Source organism: Herbaspirillum sp. ST 5-3 (genome assembly GCF_004804275.1).
Taxonomy (GTDB): Bacteria; Pseudomonadota; Gammaproteobacteria; order Burkholderiales; family Burkholderiaceae_D; genus Noviherbaspirillum.
On sequence record NZ_STGI01000003.1, the window covers coordinates 282765 to 297948 of the forward strand.

A 15184-nucleotide genomic window follows, 5' to 3' on the forward strand; every position below is an offset into this window, starting at 1 on the left:
AGGTAACGAGGCAATCATGGACCACGCATCGGAACAAGCTCCCGTCTCCAAGGATATCGGTGTGCTGCGCGCCGGCTGGGGCTATGCGAGCGTGTCGGACAAGATCGCCGGGCTGGTGCTCACGCGACCGGTACGCTGGCCCTGGCTGACCGCGTTTCTGTTCACGTTCGCCGGCACGCTGGTGTTCTTCGGTGCGACCGCCTACCTGTTCACCAAGGGCATCGGCATCTGGGGTGTCGATATCCCGGTGGCGTGGGGTTTTGCGATCGGCAACTTCGTCTGGTGGATCGGCATCGGCCACGCGGGCACCTTCATCTCCGCCTTCCTGCTCCTGCTGCGGCAGAAGTGGCGCACCTCGATCAACCGCTTCGCCGAGGCGATGACGCTGTTCGCGGCAGGCATCGCAGGCCTGTTTCCCATCCTGCATCTCGGCCGCCCGTGGTTCTTCTACTGGCTGATTCCCTATCCCGATGTGATGAACGTGTGGCCGCAATGGCGCAGCCCGCTGGTGTGGGACATCTTCGCGATCAGCACCTATCTGATCGTGTCGCTGCTGTTCTGGTATGTCGGCCTGATTCCCGATCTGGCCACGTTGCGCGACCGTGCCTGTTCGAAAGGGCGGCGCGGAGCACGCTTCGCCTACGGTCTGCTGGCGCTGGGCTGGCGCGGCGAGGCGCGGCACTGGGCGCGCTACGAAAGTGCCTACCTGCTGCTGGCCGGGCTGGCGACGCCGCTGGTGATCTCGGTGCATTCGGTCGTGTCGCTCGACTTCGCCATCGGCAACACGCCCGGTTATCACTCGACGATTTTTCCGCCGTACTTCGTGGCCGGCGCCTTGTTCTCGGGATTTGCGATGGTGCTGACGCTGGCGATTCCGCTGCGGCATTTCTTCGGCTTGCAGGATTTCATCACGCAACGCCATCTCGCGAATGCCGCCAAGGTGATGCTGGCGACCTGCCTGATCGTGATCTACGGCTATGCGTCGGAGATCTTTACCGCCTTCTACAGCGGCGACGAATTCGAGCAATACATGACGATCAACCGCTGGACCGGACCGTACGCGCCGGTGTACTGGGCCATGATCGTCTGCAACGTGCTGCTGCCGCAACTGCTGTGGTCGCGCCGCGTGCGGCACAGCGTGGTGCTGTTGTTCATCCTCAGCCTGATCGTCAATCTCGGCATGTGGATGGAACGTTTCCTGATCGTCGTATCCAGCCTGCATCGCGATTTCATGCCCTCAGCCTGGGGCATGTTCTATCCGACCCTGTGGGACTGGACGCATCTGTTGGGCTCGATCGCCTTGTTCGTCTGGCTGTTCCTGCTGTTCATCCGCTTCTTGCCGGCGATCTCGATTGCGGAAATGCGCGAGCTGGTGCATGAAAGCGCGGAGGAGAAGACATGAGCGCGGCGCTTTACGGGCTGATCGCGGAATTCCGCACCGGCGACGCACTGCTGGAGGCGGCACGTCGCGCGCGGGACGAGGGCTACAGCGCGGTGGAAGCCTATGCGCCGTATCCGGTCGAGGGCATCGCCGAGGCCGTCGGTTTCCGGCGGCAACGCGTGCCGCTGTTTGCGCTGCTGGGCGGAATCGTCGGCGCGGCGGGCGGTTATTTCCTGCAATGGTATTCGGCGGTCATCGACTACCCCATCAATGTCGGCGGCCGTCCGCTGCACAGCTGGCCTTCCTTCATTCCGTCGACTTTCGAGCTGGCCATCCTCGGCGCCGCGCTGGCTGCGGTGTTCGGCATGCTGTTTGCCAACGGCTTGCCGCGCCTGTATCACCCGATCTTCAATGCGCCGGATTTCGAGCAGGCGACGCGTCATCGCTTCTTCCTTTGCCTGCCGGTCCATGATCCGCACTTTCAGGAAGCGCGCAGCCGGGATTTCCTGCAAAGCCTGCAGCCCATGTCGGTCAGCGAGGTGCCGGCATGAGGATGCTCGCCTGCCTGTTGTGCGTGCTCTGCCTGACCGCATGCGAAAAGGCCATGCAGGACATGTACGACCAGCCGAAATACAAGCCCTTTGCGCAGAGCGCGCTGTTCGCCGACGGCAATTCATCGCGACCCTTGCCGCCCGACAGCGTGCCCTTCGCCAGCGGACCCTTCGCGGGCACATCCAGCGGACGCAGCGGTGAAAACGAGGTGACACAGGACAAGGCAGCATTGGCGGCAAAGACCAACCCCTATCCGGTCACGCTGCAATTGCTCAGGCGCGGGCAGGAACGCTACTCGATCTATTGCCTGCCATGCCACAGTCCGGCGGGCGACGGCGATGGACTGGTGGCGCGGCGCGGTTTCCCGCATCCGCCGTCCTACCACAGCGAGCGCCTGCGCCAGGCGCCGGACCGTCATTTCTTCGATGTGATGAGCAATGGCTACGGCATCATGCATTCCTACGCCGACCGCGTCGCGCCTCCCGACCGCTGGGCCATCGTCGCCTACATACGCGCCCTGCAACTGAGCCAGAACGCCGACGCGAAAAGACTTCCGCCCGATGCGCGCGCGCATCTTGCCTCCAGCGGGCAAGGAGGGCGGCCATGAAGACTGCAGCCATGGTCGTGTTGGCAGGGCTGTGCATCGCCGGCTGGTGGTTTGCGCGCACGGCATTCCTCGCGGCTTATCTTGCCGCATGGTGGTTCTGCTCGGGATTGGTGATGGGCGGGCTCGCCAATGTCTGGGTGCACAACCTCACCGGCGGTACATGGGGCGAGGCGATCCGCGCGCCTCTGCTGGGCAATGCGCGTCACGTGTGGCTGCTGGCCGTGCTGTTCCTGCCGCTGCTGTTCGGCATGCAGGACCTGTATCCATGGGCGCTGCATGCAGCGAATGGCGCGCAGCGTTGGGCAGGCGAACTGCAGGTAAAGAGCGCCGGCTTCAAGAGCGCATGGCTGACGCCGTGGTTCTTCATCCTGCGCAGCGTGGCTTATCTCCTCGTCTGGTCGCTGCTTGGGCACTTCAGTCAGCGTGTGGCGCTGCAACGCTCGCCGCGCTTTTCCGCTGCGGCATTGATCGTCTACGGGTTGACCGTCAGCCTCGCCGCGGTGGACTGGATCATGTCGCTGATGCCGCTCTGGTATTCCAGCGTGTTCGGCCTGCTGGCGGGCACCGGTCAGATGCTGTCCGGCATGGCGTTCGCGGTGCTGCTGGCCACGCGCAGGCATCCCTTGCCGGCGGCCATGGTATTTCGCGACCTCGGCAATCTGCTGCTGATGTATGTGATGACCTGGGCGTATCTGGCATTCACGCAGTTCCTGATCATCTGGTCGGCCAACCTGCCGCATGAAATCGTCTGGTATGTCGCCCGCATGCACGGTGGCTGGCTGCTGATTGCGTGGTTGCTGGCCTTGTTCCATTTTTTCCTGCCCTTGCTGATTCTCTTGTTTCGCCATGCCAAGGAAGCACCTCTGTTGCTCGGATGGCTGGCGGCCGGCTTGCTCACCGTGCATTTGCTCGACGTGTGCTGGATGATCCTGCCCTCGCTCTCGCCCGGCTGGATGCAATGGGCGTGGAGCGTGCCGCTGGCCGTGCTTGCGTTCGGCACGGCGGCATGGATCGCGATGAACAGGCAGACAGTGGAGGCCGGCCATGTCTGAGCCGCAGCAGTCCGCGCAGCATGAGACGACCGGCATCCATGTGCGCGGCGTGCTGTGGGGCGCGGCGGCGATTGCGCTCGGCATTGTGCTGGCGGCGCTGGCCTCGTATTTCCTCTGGAAACGCTGGAGCGTGCAGGCCGAAGCCGTTCCCTCCGCCGCATCTCCGGAATTGCAGAGCGCACCGCAGCAGGAGCGCGCACGGTATTTCGCCGAGAAGGAGCACCTGCTCACATCCTGGGAATGGATAGACAAGCAACGCGGCATCGCGCGCATCCCGGTCGACGAGGCGATGCGCATCATGGCCACGACAACAAGGGAGCAGCAGTGATGCACGGGCTGGCGAAGCATTTCCATGCGTGGCCGGCGCCGCTGCTGCAGGTTCCGCTGCTGTGTCTTTGCCTGCAGTCATCCCTTGCCCAGCCGGTCGCCGCGCCGCCGCCGCAGATGCAATACGAGCAGCGTCTCGATGCGCAACTGCCGCTGTCCGACGCGTTCACCGACGACAGTGGACGCATCGTCAATTTTGGTAAGTTCTTCAACAAGGAACCGGTGGTGTTGATACTCGGCTATTACCATTGCCCCAACCTGTGCAGCACGCTGATGGACGGCGTGATGGAAACCTTGTCCGAAGTCGGACTGCCGCGGCATGCGTATCGCGTGCTCGGCGTGAGCATCGACCCGACCGAGGATGCGGCGCTTGCCGCGCGCAAGAAGGCGTCGTACGCCGGTCTGGTCGCGCGCGCCGGTGGCGACCTGCATCTCCTGACCGGCAGCAAGCCGGCGATCGACACGCTCGCCAGTAGTGTTGGTTTCCATTATGCCTACGACCCGTCGACGCAGCAGTACATTCATCCGGCCGGCTTCCTGATTGTCACGCCGGATGGCCGCATTGCGCATTACTTCTTGGGCGTGCGTTTCGATCCGCATGATGTCCGCCTCGCATTGATCGATGCATCATCCGGCCGCATCGGCTCACCGGTCGATCAGCTGTTATTACTTTGTTCGCACTATGCGCCGGTGAACGGACGTTACAGCGCGGCCGTGATGACCATGGTGCGCATCGGGAGTCTGGCGGTGCTGGCGGCGCTCGGCATCTGGATATGGCGAAAGCGGAGGAGGGCGGCATGAACAGCAGCTTCCACCTGCTGCCGCAGAGCGCATCCACCGCGGCCGCCCGCTACGACAGCCTGGCACTTGCCTTGTTCATCCTCATCGGCTTTGTCGCTTTGGCCGTGACGGTGCTGATCGTTTATTTTTCGATTCATTATCGCAAGGGTTCGCGCGCCGATCGCAGCCATGCGCCGACGCGCGGCCGCAGGATCGAGATCGCCTGGACCGTGATCCCGCTGCTGCTGTTTCTCGGCACCTTTGCCTGGGCCGCCTACGACTACGCGCAGCTCTATCGGGAGCCTCCCAATGCGATGCCGGTCTTCGTGGTGGCGAAGCAATGGATGTGGAAGCTGGAGCACGCCAACGGCCGGCGTGAAATCGATGAATTGCATGTGCCGCTTGGCCAGCCGGTCCGGCTCGTGATGACGTCGCAGGACGTGATCCACAGCTTCTTCGTTCCCGCCTTCCGCATCAAGCAGGACGTGCTGCCGGGACGCTATACGACGATCTGGTTCACGGCCACGCAGACCGGCGAATTCCACCTGTTCTGCGCGGAATATTGCGGCACCGATCACGCCAACATGCGCGGGCGCATCGTGGTGATGCCGCAGAGCGAATTCGCCGCATGGCTGCAAGGCGGCAACACGCAACCGGGCATGGCGGCGCACGGCTTCGAGCTGTACCGGCGCTACGGCTGCAGCGGCTGCCACGAAGCGCAGTCCTCGGTTCACGCGCCCGACCTGCACGGCCTGCTCGGGCGCAGCGTGCACCTGCAGGACGGCCGCACCATCATCGCCGACGAAGCCTACATCCATGACTCCGTGCTGCTGCCGAAAAAGGACGTGGTCGCGGGATACGAGCCGATCATGCCCACCTTCGCCGGGCAGATCAGCGAGGAAGACCTGATGGCGATCATCGAATACATTCGCTCCACCGGAGGCAGCAATGCACGCACGGGTCAATGACAGCGCGGCACCCGATTACCTGAGCGACCGCTTTTCGCTGAGGTCGTGGCTCACCACCAATGACCACAAGCGCATCGCCTGGCTCTACATGGTATCGATCACCGCCTTCTTCTTCGTTGGCGGCGTGGCCGCCGCCATGATCCGGCTGGAACTGGCTACGCCGCAGGGCGACCTGGTCTCGGCCGATACCTACAACCGGCTGTTCACCGCGCATGGCGTGATCATGGTGTGGCTGTTTCTGATTCCGTCGATTCCCTCGGTGCTCGGCAACTTCCTGATGCCGATGATGATCGGCGCGCGCGATCTGGCTTTTCCGCGCCTGAACCTGACGAGCTGGTACATCTATGTGCTGGGCGGCGTGTTCACGCTCGGCGCGCTGATCCTGGGCGGCGTCGATACCGGATGGACGTTCTACACGCCGTTCTCGACCATGTTCTCGAAGAGCAATGTGATCCTCGCCATCACCGGCGTGTTCATCCTCGGCTTCTCCTCGATCCTGACCGGGCTGAACTTCATCGTCACCGTGCATACCATGCGCGCACCCGGCATGACCTGGTTCCGCCTGCCGCTGTTCGTGTGGGCCAATTACGCCACCAGCATCATCCTGGTGCTGGCCACGCCGGTACTGGCGATGACGCTTGCGCTGCTGGCGGCCGAGCGCGTGCTGCACGTCGGCATCTTCGATCCGGCGCTGGGCGGCGATCCCTTGCTGTTCCAGCACTTGTTCTGGTTCTATTCGCATCCGGCGGTGTACATCATGGTGCTGCCGGCCATGGGCGTGGCGAGCGAGATCATTCCCTGCTTCGCGCGCAAGCGGGTGTTCGGCTACCGCTTCATGGCCTACGCGATTCTCGGCATCGCATCGATCGGCTTCCTGGTGTGGGGCCACCACATGTTCGTTTCCGGCCAGTCGATGTACGGCAGCATGGTGTTTTCTCTGCTGTCCTTCCTGGTGGCGATTCCGTCCGCGATCAAGGTATTCAACTGGACCGCGACGCTGTACAAGGGGCGCATCAGCTTTACCGCGCCGATGCTGTACGCGCTCGGCTTCGTGGGCCTGTTCACCATCGGCGGCCTGTCCGGCCTGGTGCTGGCCTCGCTGGCGCTTGACGTGCACCTGACCGACACCTATTTCGTGATCGCGCATTTTCACTACATCATGGTCGGCGGCTCGGTCATGGCCTATCTCGGCGGCATCCACTTCTGGTGGCCGAAGATGACCGGGCGCCTGTATCCCGAGATGTGGGGACGCGTCGCGGCACTGATGATTTTCTTCGGTTTCAATCTGACCTTCTTCCCGCAATACCTGCTTGGCTATGAAGGCATGCCGCGCCGCTATCATGCCTATCCGCCGGAATTCCAGTTGCTCAACATCCTGTCGTCGGCCGGCGCGTCCATTCTCGCCGTCGGCTATCTGCTGCCGCTGGGCTACCTGCTGTGGTCGCTGTTCTATGGCAAGCGCGCCGACGCCAATCCCTGGCACGCGACCGGGCTGGAGTGGCAGACCAGTTCGCCGCCGCCCAAGCACAACTTCGATAGAACCCCGACGGTGCGGCGCGATGCCTATCTCTACGATCCGCAAAGCGGAACGGAGTCGCCGCAATGAACTCATCCGGAACCCAAGTCGCCGAGCAGTTCGACAGCGCCGCGCAGCAAGGCGAGGCGGCCACGCTCGGCATGTGGGTCTTCCTCGCCACCGAACTGATGTTCTTCGGTCCGCTGTTCTTCGGCTACTTCTACGGCCGCACGCATTTTCCGGAGGGCTTCGCGGCAGCCGGCCGGCATACCGATGCCTTGCTCGGCACCATCAATACCGCCATCCTGCTGACCAGCAGCCTGTTGATGGCGCTGGCGGTGCAGACGCGCAATGCCGGCGCGACGCATGTGACCCAGCGCCTGCTGCTCGGTGTGGCGGCGCTCGGCATCGCCTTCATCGTGATCAAGGGCATCGAATATCGGCATGAATGGCAGGAACACCTGTTTCCCGGCGCAGGCTTCGCCTTTCCCGAGAAGGCGCACGCCGACGCAGCGCAGATCTTCTTCTTTCTCTACTTCGCGATGACGGCGCTGCATGCCTTGCACCTGACGATAGGCATCGTCATGGTCGCCGTGTTCGCGCTCGGCTTGTTGCGCGGGGCGCGTCGCTTCGCCAGTGCCGAGCGCCTGGAAGCCGCCGGGCTGTACTGGCATTTCATTGACGTGATCTGGATTTTTCTCTATCCGATCCTGTACCTGCTGGGGAGAAGCGGATGAATTCGACCATATATCGTCGCAGCCTTCTGGTCTGGCTCGCGCTGATGGTCCTGCTGCTGCTGACGGCCGGCAGCGCATTCCTGAAACTCGGTCCTTGGAACAGCGCGATCAATCTCGTGATCGCTGTCGTCAAGGCCTTGCTGGTGGCGATTTTCTTCATGCATCTGCGCAGCGCGTCGGCGCTGGTGCGTATCGCCGCCGTGACTGCCTTCTTCATGCTCGCCTTGCTGTTCGGTATCAGTCAGACCGACTACGCAACGCGCGTGATGCAGCGGGTTCCGTGGCAGACGCCGCCACATGCACAGGACGCGGGAGCATAGATCATGCACGGTCAGGTTGTCGTCATCACAGGGTCCTCGGCCGGCATAGGCCGCGCCACCGCAGTCGAATTCGCGAAGCATGGCTGGCGCGTGGCGCTGCTCGCGCGCGGCACCGACGGACTCGAAGGCGCGCGCGAGGAAGTTGAACTGGCCGGCGGCGAAGCGCTGATCGTGCCGACCGACGTGGCCGACCATCGTCAGGTCGAGGCGGCGGCGGCCATGGTGGAGCGCGAATGGGGCGCGATCGATGTCTGGATCAACAACGCGATGGCGACCATCTTCTGCGACGTGTTGCACATCTCGCCGGAAGATTTCATCCGCGCGACCGAAGCCACCTATCTCGGCGCTGTGTGGGGCACCATGGCCGCACTCAAGCGCATGAAGCCGCGCAATCGCGGCGCCATCGTGCAGGTCGGGTCCGCCCTGGCATACCGCTCGATTCCGCTGCAGGCGCCGTATTGCGGCGCGAAGAGCGCGATTCGCGGCTTCACCGACTCGCTGCGCTCCGAACTGATCCACGACAAGAGCAAGGTGCACCTCACCATGGTGCATCTGTCGGCATTCAACACGCCGCAATTCGACTGGGGCCGCACCTGTCTCCCCGATCAACCCAAACCGCTCGGCAAGATCTTCCAGCCGGAAGTGGCCGCGCGCGGCATCTACTGGGCCGCGCTGCACCGGCGGCGCGAGTTGTGGGTAGGCTGGCCAGCGGTGCAGGCGATACTCGGCACGCGCGTGATCCCGGGTTTCCTCGATCGCATGCTGGCCTTCAAGGCGTACGAGGGACAGGAGAGCAACAAACCGATTTCGCCCGGCCGGCGCGACAACTTGTACGAGCCGGTGCCGGGCGATCACGGCGCGCATGGCAGGTTTGACAGCCAGGCGGTGACGTGGAGTGCGCAGCTTTGGTTGAACACGCATCGGTGGCCGATGGTGGTGGCGCTGGTAGTGATATTGCTGTTGGGGCTGGGAATGGTGGTGCTCATCTAACCTGTAGTAAACCAGATCTAACCTGCCAATCGGTGTCAGATTTCATCGCGCCTTGGACTTGCAGGAACTTCCGAATCTAGCCGTTGAGGATACGCCTTTTCACAGGCAGCTTAAGACTGAAAGGAGACTGTCAGAGCTGACTAGGCGCTAGCAGCAATCGGCGGGAAGGATGCCATCAGATTGTCGACGGAATTTGAAAATTGTTGCCGCATGGACAATTGCTCATCCCTTCGCTATGCTGTGAAACTTAGGGTAGATGCCTCTTTTCGCATTTTGGTTATCTCGCCGAAGTCGGCGCTAGTGCTATGTTATTTTTTCGAGAGAAACTATGAGATTTAGAAGCTTAAAGAACTGGCAGACTGAATTCGACATTTCCGCTTTACTTTTCTTTGCACAGCGGATGGAGGAGCTTCTATTTGATTACACTTTAGACACGTACAAGCCTAGCGCTTTGAATGCACCGGCACTCTGCGCTGAAGCTTTGTTAGTTTTGGAAGATATTGAGAGTGGAGTTCTTGATGAAGCCAATCTCAAGCATGTCCTTGATGAATTAGAGTGGTCTATACATGGGGACCGTGTCGCAAAGTCGATGCTTGAAGGCGACCTGTCAAGGTATCTCCCGCGGAGCGAAAATGTCCCATACACGGAACGTAGGCTAAAACTCCAAGTGCTCGCAGGGGTCTTGAACCCATATAGATACTTTGAACGTTGCGTTCATTACTTGGGCGAAGCAATACGGGCTTCCAAAAAAAAAGAAATTGATGAGCTTGCACGTACGCTTTGCACAACTCTAATTAATTTGGGGCAAAGCAAGCATTTTCTTTACAAAAACACGGTTGATTTTTTTTACTACCAAGAAAATAAATTTTCAGAAACAAGAGATAGTTTCCAAGCATTCATTCAACTCATCTGGCCATACACGCATCATTTTGATGTTTATTTTATTGCGTCTTCATTGCTAAACAAGATTCACGAAGAAAGCGCGCACTTCAAAGTCGAAAAAGTTGACTCAATACCTGAAAAGCTAGTTGAATTTTCAGCCAAGAGTGGATTTGTCTTGAAGTCCGACGAAGTATTGGTGCGGATTAACGATATCCAATCGTTCGATATCTACTCTGCACGAATGGAAGCTGAAAGTAGACTTAACAAAGTCCGTGATCTATTTGTCTTGTTCTCTCATAAAGCTCAGCTTACTTGGAGGGAAGAAGCTTTGATTGTCCAGCTGTGCTGCGAAGGAGAGCCCGCAATAGTAAAGAAAAACCGCAGTTCTATGGAAAAGGGTTTTGACCTGAGACCGGCAGTTGCTGCCAAGCGAATGAACTGGATGCTTCGGAACATAAACCTGTCATCGAGCGGAAGTTTTGAGCGGTTTGATCGTGTCGTTGAACTACATGGGATTGGTGTTACACATAACATCCCTGAGAATCAACTGCTGAATCTTTGGATTTCGCTTGAAACTTTAACGCCATCCCATGCGGGACAGAATAAAGTGGCCGGAGTGGTAGCAAGCCTTAACCCTACTTTGATGCTTAATTACATATTGCGTTTAGTTGAGCAAGTTGCTTCTGATTTAGTGCATTGGGACAAGTATAAAACCAAGAAAATATTGAAAAAAATCTCTACTCAATCTCAATCCATCCGCGCTGCGACATTAAGGCTATTGACTCTTCAGAGTTGCGAACCTTTGCGCAATGAGCTATACGCGGCTTTATCTGACTTTCACTTGTTGCGCTATCGGATATTTCGTCTCTCAGAAAGTCTAAGTTCACCAGCAAAAGTAAAAGAGCTGCTGGATCTGCATGAACGAAAAGTGTCGTGGCAGATTCGGCGCATCTATCGAACTCGGAACTTAGTCGTTCATTCTGGCAAAGCCCCTTCTTTTATTCATGCTCTTATTGAAAATGGTCACAATTATTTGGATCAAGTAATGTCACAGGTGATGTTGGCATCTTGTGGGGAATACAACTTGAACAGCCTTGATCAGGTTTTCGAATTTACAAAAATTCGCTACGAACGATTCGGGAAACAATTGGCGGCCATCGAGACGTTTGCTGATGAAAACGTTGAATTTCTGTTAGTGAACCAATCACTTGCGACTTCGTATACTGATTGATTTTGTCAATTCTGAACTGGACGTCCCTGAGCCTGGTAGACATGCCTAGGCCTTGAACGGCAGGCCACGCTGCCTGCGAGGCGTCTTCAGCTATATTCCGTCTCACGGCCAGCACGTCCTACCGCTTTTGCCCGCTTAGCTAAAACATTAACGGCTGCTTCCGCTACAAAGCCGACGTTTTACAAAATGCGAAAGAGCAGCCGGCTTGGGTGACGCGAAAGTTCGCAATCTGACGATTCCTATCAGATCAGATCACAACTTATACATCTAACCGCGCTACATCACCGGTTTGCCGAAACCTTAAGCTTCCCTTCAGCTATCGAATGCATTCTTTCACATGCCAATTCCGGCACATCCAGCTTGAATGAAAGGAAGCATCATGAACAAGGCATTGCTGAACACGGTTTTTGCTGTCGCGATGTCCGCTGTATCGCTGGACGTTTTTGCTTCGTCCGACGCAGCGTCTTCCATGCCCGCGGAACAGGTTGCCGCCAGTTTCGAACGGCTCTTGAACCATACGCCGGCTGACACGCCGGTCGCGCTTCCGCGCACATCCAGTAAAGAGTCCGATCCCTTGCGTGCCGGGCTGAGCGCGGTGCTTTGGGAGCAGCCTTCCTATCACTTGCCGATCAGATCGGCTTCGCTCTCCCTAAAACCGGGCAGGGAACAGTAAACCTGGCCGCTGTCATCGCCGCGTGGTCGACGCGGCGATTGGTGGCGTAGAACCCGGCGGCGACGCCGGTGCCTTGCCGTTGCGCACCCTTACGCTGCCTCGGCCAGGACGCGCGCATCCCTTGGCTGGCGGCCTGGCGTCGCCCCACGATGCTGCAGGAATGCGCGCAGAATGGCCTGTTCGACCTTCACCCTGTCGTTGGGCCTGCAGCTGTAGCGCAGCACCAGGGTCACTTCATGCGCGCAATGCAATTCCAGAAGCACGCGTGGTTCCGCCGATGGCAGGTTGACCAGATCACGTGATTCGAGCTGCTTCAGGTGCCTGTCGGCGTCCGCCAGCCAGGGGGAACATACTTCTCTGGCGGCCTGTAGCAGTGCTTTTTCCAGCGACAGCAGATCCTCGGAAGGGCTGGCAGCGATGTTCAGCAGGTTGATGACATAGGCGCCGGTGGCGGTCAGATTCTTGACGGGATGGGTCAGAAGCAGCGAGTTGGGCAGCACTGCAGTACGCCCTGTGAGCTGATTTCCCGCAAGGGTTTCGGCGATCGTCGTCACCAGGAGATCAGTGTCGAGTACGCGTCCTTTGGCATCTCCCATCTCGATAAAATCGCCGACACGATATGGTCTTGATATCGCCAGCATGGCGGATCCCAGCACGTTGGAGAGAAATTCCTTGCTGACGATCAGGACGGCGCCGGCCACGGCGGCCAGCGAGAGGGCGGCGCCGGCGATCTTGGTGGCCCAGATGGAGCCGACGGCAAGCAGCGTGGCGGCCATGATCAAATTCTTGGCGAGCACCAGGTTGCCGCGCCGGTGTTCGACGTCGAGTATGGTGGAGCTGCTCAATCTCGCGCGCTTTTTTGAGATCCGCCACACGATCGCCGCTACGCTGACGGAAGCGAGCGTGGCGATCATGCGACCGGGTTCAGTATGCGCGAAAGCGCCAAGCAGGGCGGATAGCTCCGGCCAATTCATCATGTCATCGCCTCTTGGGAAATTGGCCGTGCAAGCGATGATCCGCGAGCCGCGGCATGCACATGTCACAAGCCAGTTGTCGAATGAAATCGGGGGCTTCCGTCGACGCATGACACAAGATTAATGTTGTCGAGCGGAAGCCTTGTTTAGGACGACGCGGGAAGGAAATAGTTCAGGAAGACACTTGCAATGTGGATCATATCGGTCTGGCAAACAGGGCAACAGTCAGCGCGGCACCGATGCAGACGATCGCGATGCGCAGCAATTTTTCATTGACGCGATGAAGTGCCCATGAACCCAGCAGGCCGCCGACAATCGCGCCGGCGCCGAGCGTGATGGCTTCGAGCCAGTGCAATTGCGGAGATGCCAGGAACAAGGCCACGGCTGAGGCATTCATCACGCCGGCAAGCACGTTTTTTGTTGCGCCGGCATTGCGGGTCGGCAGCCCAGCCATCGTCAGCGCGGCGATCATCAGGATGCCGATGCCGCCGCCGAAGTAGCCGCCATAGATCGCGATCAAGAACTGCGCGAACGCTGTTGCGACCGGCCCGAGATGCATGCCGGAGTTGGTTTTCCCGCGAAAGAAGCTGCCCCAGGCGAACAAGGCAGTGGCAAGCAGGACGAGCCATGGCACCAGTCGGGCGAATACGATGGGGGAGGTCTTGAGCAGCAACAGGCCGCCCAGCGCACCGCCCAGGATGCTGATCACGAAGAGTGCCCAGAAGGGCAGTTTGCCGACACCCGTGACCAGCTTGCGGCCGGCGAGGCCGGTGGTCACCTGCCCCGGAAACAGGGCGACGGTAGAGGTGATGTTGGCAGCCAGCGGCGTCATGCCGGACAACATCAGCGCCGGCAAGGTCACAAATGAGCCGCCGCCGGCGAGGGAATTTTGCAGGCCGGCCCACAGGCCGGCGACGAGTATGAGTACGAATAACACGAGGCATCCCGGAATTTTGCGCAAGGACGACATGGTAGCTGAAACTGCTTAATAGCAGGTAGGGTGCGCTCTGCGCACCGTTATGGCTCCGACAGTGGGGTAGTATCTCCGGCCGCTCATCCTCGAATCGGCGCCCCGATCTTTGCACCCGCTATGGCTTGGATGCTTGCCTGATCCAGTCAGAGATCGTATCGACAGCTTCCTTTTCCATCCCAATGAAGCCATGCCAATGCAGCGCCTCGCACGGATTGCCCGTCGGGTTGCCGCCGCCGCTGACCATGATTTCCTTCTTGATCGGCGCATTCTTCAATCCGCTCAGGATGGCCGGCACGCCGCTGGGCGAACAGACATTGCAAGCGTCGTTGGTGTGATGCATGACCAGGACAGGCACCTTGATCGCCGCCAGATCCTGCGTCGGCACTGCACCGACTTTCTTCGCACTGACAACGCTCGACGTCAGCACCAGACCGGCGATGGCCGGTTCATGGATGTTGATCGCAGCAGCGGTCGCGGAGATGGTGCCGCGACTGGTTCCGATCAGCCATATAGGCGCCTCGTTCTGCTTCTTCACGAAGTCGAGCGCCGCGCGGATGTCGGCGATATGCGCTTCGCTGATCCGATCGGGGTAGTCGAGCTTGTCAGTGTCGCTTGGCTTGCCGAAGATCGCGACGTTGAAACCGTTCGCAAGAAACTCCGGCACCGTCCGCACGAGGAAGTTGCGGCTCGTCGGCCTGCCGTCCTCCACCTTGCCGAAACCACCACCGCCGCCGGGGAAAAGGAAGACTGTCGTCTTTGCGCCTTCATGCGGTTCCCAGAATAGGGTCGTGGTGATGTCGGGGCGGGTGGGGATTTTGAGGAGGTGGCCTTCGGCGTGGGTGAGGGTGGTGGTGAGGAACAGGGGGAGCGCGAGGGATGAGAGCCTTGCGAGGCGGTGGAAGATTCGGTTAAAGGCCATGGAACAATTCTTCTGTTTTCGAGCGGTTTTCGATGTTATGCGAAGCGGGGAAATTGCTCTGTGCGGCACTTCGGATATCTGCGAACATTGAATGGTCGTTTCTTCGAATCGGTACGCGAAGCGCACCCTATGCTTGCTCAAGTTGCCATTCCAAGCGCCGGCGCATGGGCCAACCAATAGCTGTCAACCTAAGCATGAAAATTGGCGTAGCAATTGCCCCGATTGCGGCTATGTAGTCTAACCAGTGTTTTTCAGTCACCATTTGTCACCTGGATTGCTGTATAACGCCCAGGTTAACCGGC

At 59.5% G+C, this 15184-nt stretch carries 16 protein-coding genes; 13 read left to right on the plus strand and 3 right to left on the minus strand.

The window, feature by feature from the left end; genetic code table 11:
- Window positions 1-16 precede the first annotated feature (16 nt).
- From nrfD to E6W33_RS08305, 13 genes are all read left to right on the plus strand, one after another.
- Window positions 17-1402 carry an NrfD/PsrC family molybdoenzyme membrane anchor subunit gene (gene nrfD, locus E6W33_RS08245; protein WP_136416302.1) on the plus strand — a complete coding sequence of 462 codons (1386 nt, stop codon included), beginning with the start codon at window positions 17-19 and terminating at the stop codon, window positions 1400-1402.
- Window positions 1399-1932 carry a DUF3341 domain-containing protein gene (locus tag E6W33_RS08250; RefSeq protein ID WP_136416304.1) on the plus strand — a complete coding sequence of 178 codons (534 nt, stop codon included), beginning with the start codon at window positions 1399-1401 and terminating at the stop codon, window positions 1930-1932. The genes nrfD and E6W33_RS08250 overlap by 4 nt, the downstream gene beginning before the upstream one ends.
- Window positions 1929-2540 (plus strand): cytochrome c, encoded by a 612-nt coding sequence (locus E6W33_RS08255; protein WP_136416306.1) that lies wholly within the window; start codon window positions 1929-1931, stop codon window positions 2538-2540. The genes E6W33_RS08250 and E6W33_RS08255 overlap by 4 nt, the downstream gene beginning before the upstream one ends.
- Entirely contained in the window at window positions 2537-3592 is a 1056-nt protein-coding gene (locus E6W33_RS08260; RefSeq protein ID WP_211097264.1) for a hypothetical protein, read from the plus strand. Before E6W33_RS08255 ends, E6W33_RS08260 begins: the two co-directional genes overlap by 4 nt.
- Complete coding sequence (locus E6W33_RS08265; RefSeq protein WP_136416309.1) at window positions 3585-3920, plus strand: hypothetical protein; 336 nt, start codon at window positions 3585-3587, stop codon at window positions 3918-3920. The genes E6W33_RS08260 and E6W33_RS08265 overlap by 8 nt, the downstream gene beginning before the upstream one ends.
- Entirely contained in the window at window positions 3920-4720 is an 801-nt protein-coding gene (locus E6W33_RS08270) for an SCO family protein (protein WP_247869595.1), read from the plus strand. The genes E6W33_RS08265 and E6W33_RS08270 overlap by 1 nt, the downstream gene beginning before the upstream one ends.
- Entirely contained in the window at window positions 4717-5667 is a 951-nt protein-coding gene (coxB, locus tag E6W33_RS08275; protein WP_136416313.1) for a cytochrome c oxidase subunit II, read from the plus strand. Before E6W33_RS08270 ends, coxB begins: the two co-directional genes overlap by 4 nt.
- Window positions 5648-7273 carry a cytochrome c oxidase subunit I gene (ctaD, locus tag E6W33_RS08280; protein WP_136416315.1) on the plus strand — a complete coding sequence of 542 codons (1626 nt, stop codon included), beginning with the start codon at window positions 5648-5650 and terminating at the stop codon, window positions 7271-7273. The genes coxB and ctaD overlap by 20 nt, the downstream gene beginning before the upstream one ends.
- The gene (locus E6W33_RS08285) at window positions 7270-7920 is read left to right on the plus strand and encodes a cytochrome c oxidase subunit 3 (protein WP_136416318.1); all 651 of its coding nucleotides are present in this window, start codon (window positions 7270-7272) and stop codon (window positions 7918-7920) included. The genes ctaD and E6W33_RS08285 overlap by 4 nt, the downstream gene beginning before the upstream one ends.
- Entirely contained in the window at window positions 7917-8240 is a 324-nt protein-coding gene (locus tag E6W33_RS08290) for a cytochrome C oxidase subunit IV family protein (protein ID WP_136416320.1), read from the plus strand. The genes E6W33_RS08285 and E6W33_RS08290 overlap by 4 nt, the downstream gene beginning before the upstream one ends.
- Window positions 8241-8243: 3 nt before the next feature.
- Entirely contained in the window at window positions 8244-9230 is a 987-nt protein-coding gene (locus tag E6W33_RS08295) for an SDR family oxidoreductase (protein WP_136416322.1), read from the plus strand.
- Between the two features lie 328 nt (window positions 9231-9558).
- Window positions 9559-11343 (plus strand): hypothetical protein, encoded by a 1785-nt coding sequence (locus E6W33_RS08300; protein WP_136416324.1) that lies wholly within the window; start codon window positions 9559-9561, stop codon window positions 11341-11343.
- A gap of 379 nt (window positions 11344-11722) precedes the next feature.
- The gene (locus E6W33_RS08305) at window positions 11723-12016 is read left to right on the plus strand and encodes a hypothetical protein (protein WP_136416326.1); all 294 of its coding nucleotides are present in this window, start codon (window positions 11723-11725) and stop codon (window positions 12014-12016) included.
- Window positions 12017-12105: 89 nt separating this feature from the next.
- On the opposite strand, the gene E6W33_RS08310 is transcribed toward E6W33_RS08305, so the two are convergent.
- The 3 genes from E6W33_RS08310 to E6W33_RS08320 form a co-directional block, all read right to left on the minus strand.
- On the minus strand, window positions 12106-12993 hold the full coding sequence (locus E6W33_RS08310; RefSeq protein WP_168798570.1) for a mechanosensitive ion channel family protein: 888 nt from the start codon (window positions 12991-12993) through the stop codon (window positions 12106-12108).
- A 193-nt stretch (window positions 12994-13186) separates the two neighbouring features.
- Complete coding sequence (locus tag E6W33_RS08315) at window positions 13187-13927, minus strand: sulfite exporter TauE/SafE family protein (RefSeq protein ID WP_247869574.1); 741 nt, start codon at window positions 13925-13927, stop codon at window positions 13187-13189.
- Window positions 13928-14078: 151 nt separating this feature from the next.
- Window positions 14079-14882, minus strand: coding sequence for an alpha/beta hydrolase (locus E6W33_RS08320; RefSeq protein ID WP_247869575.1), 804 nt, complete (start codon window positions 14880-14882; stop codon window positions 14079-14081).
- Window positions 14883-15184 lie beyond the last annotated feature (302 nt).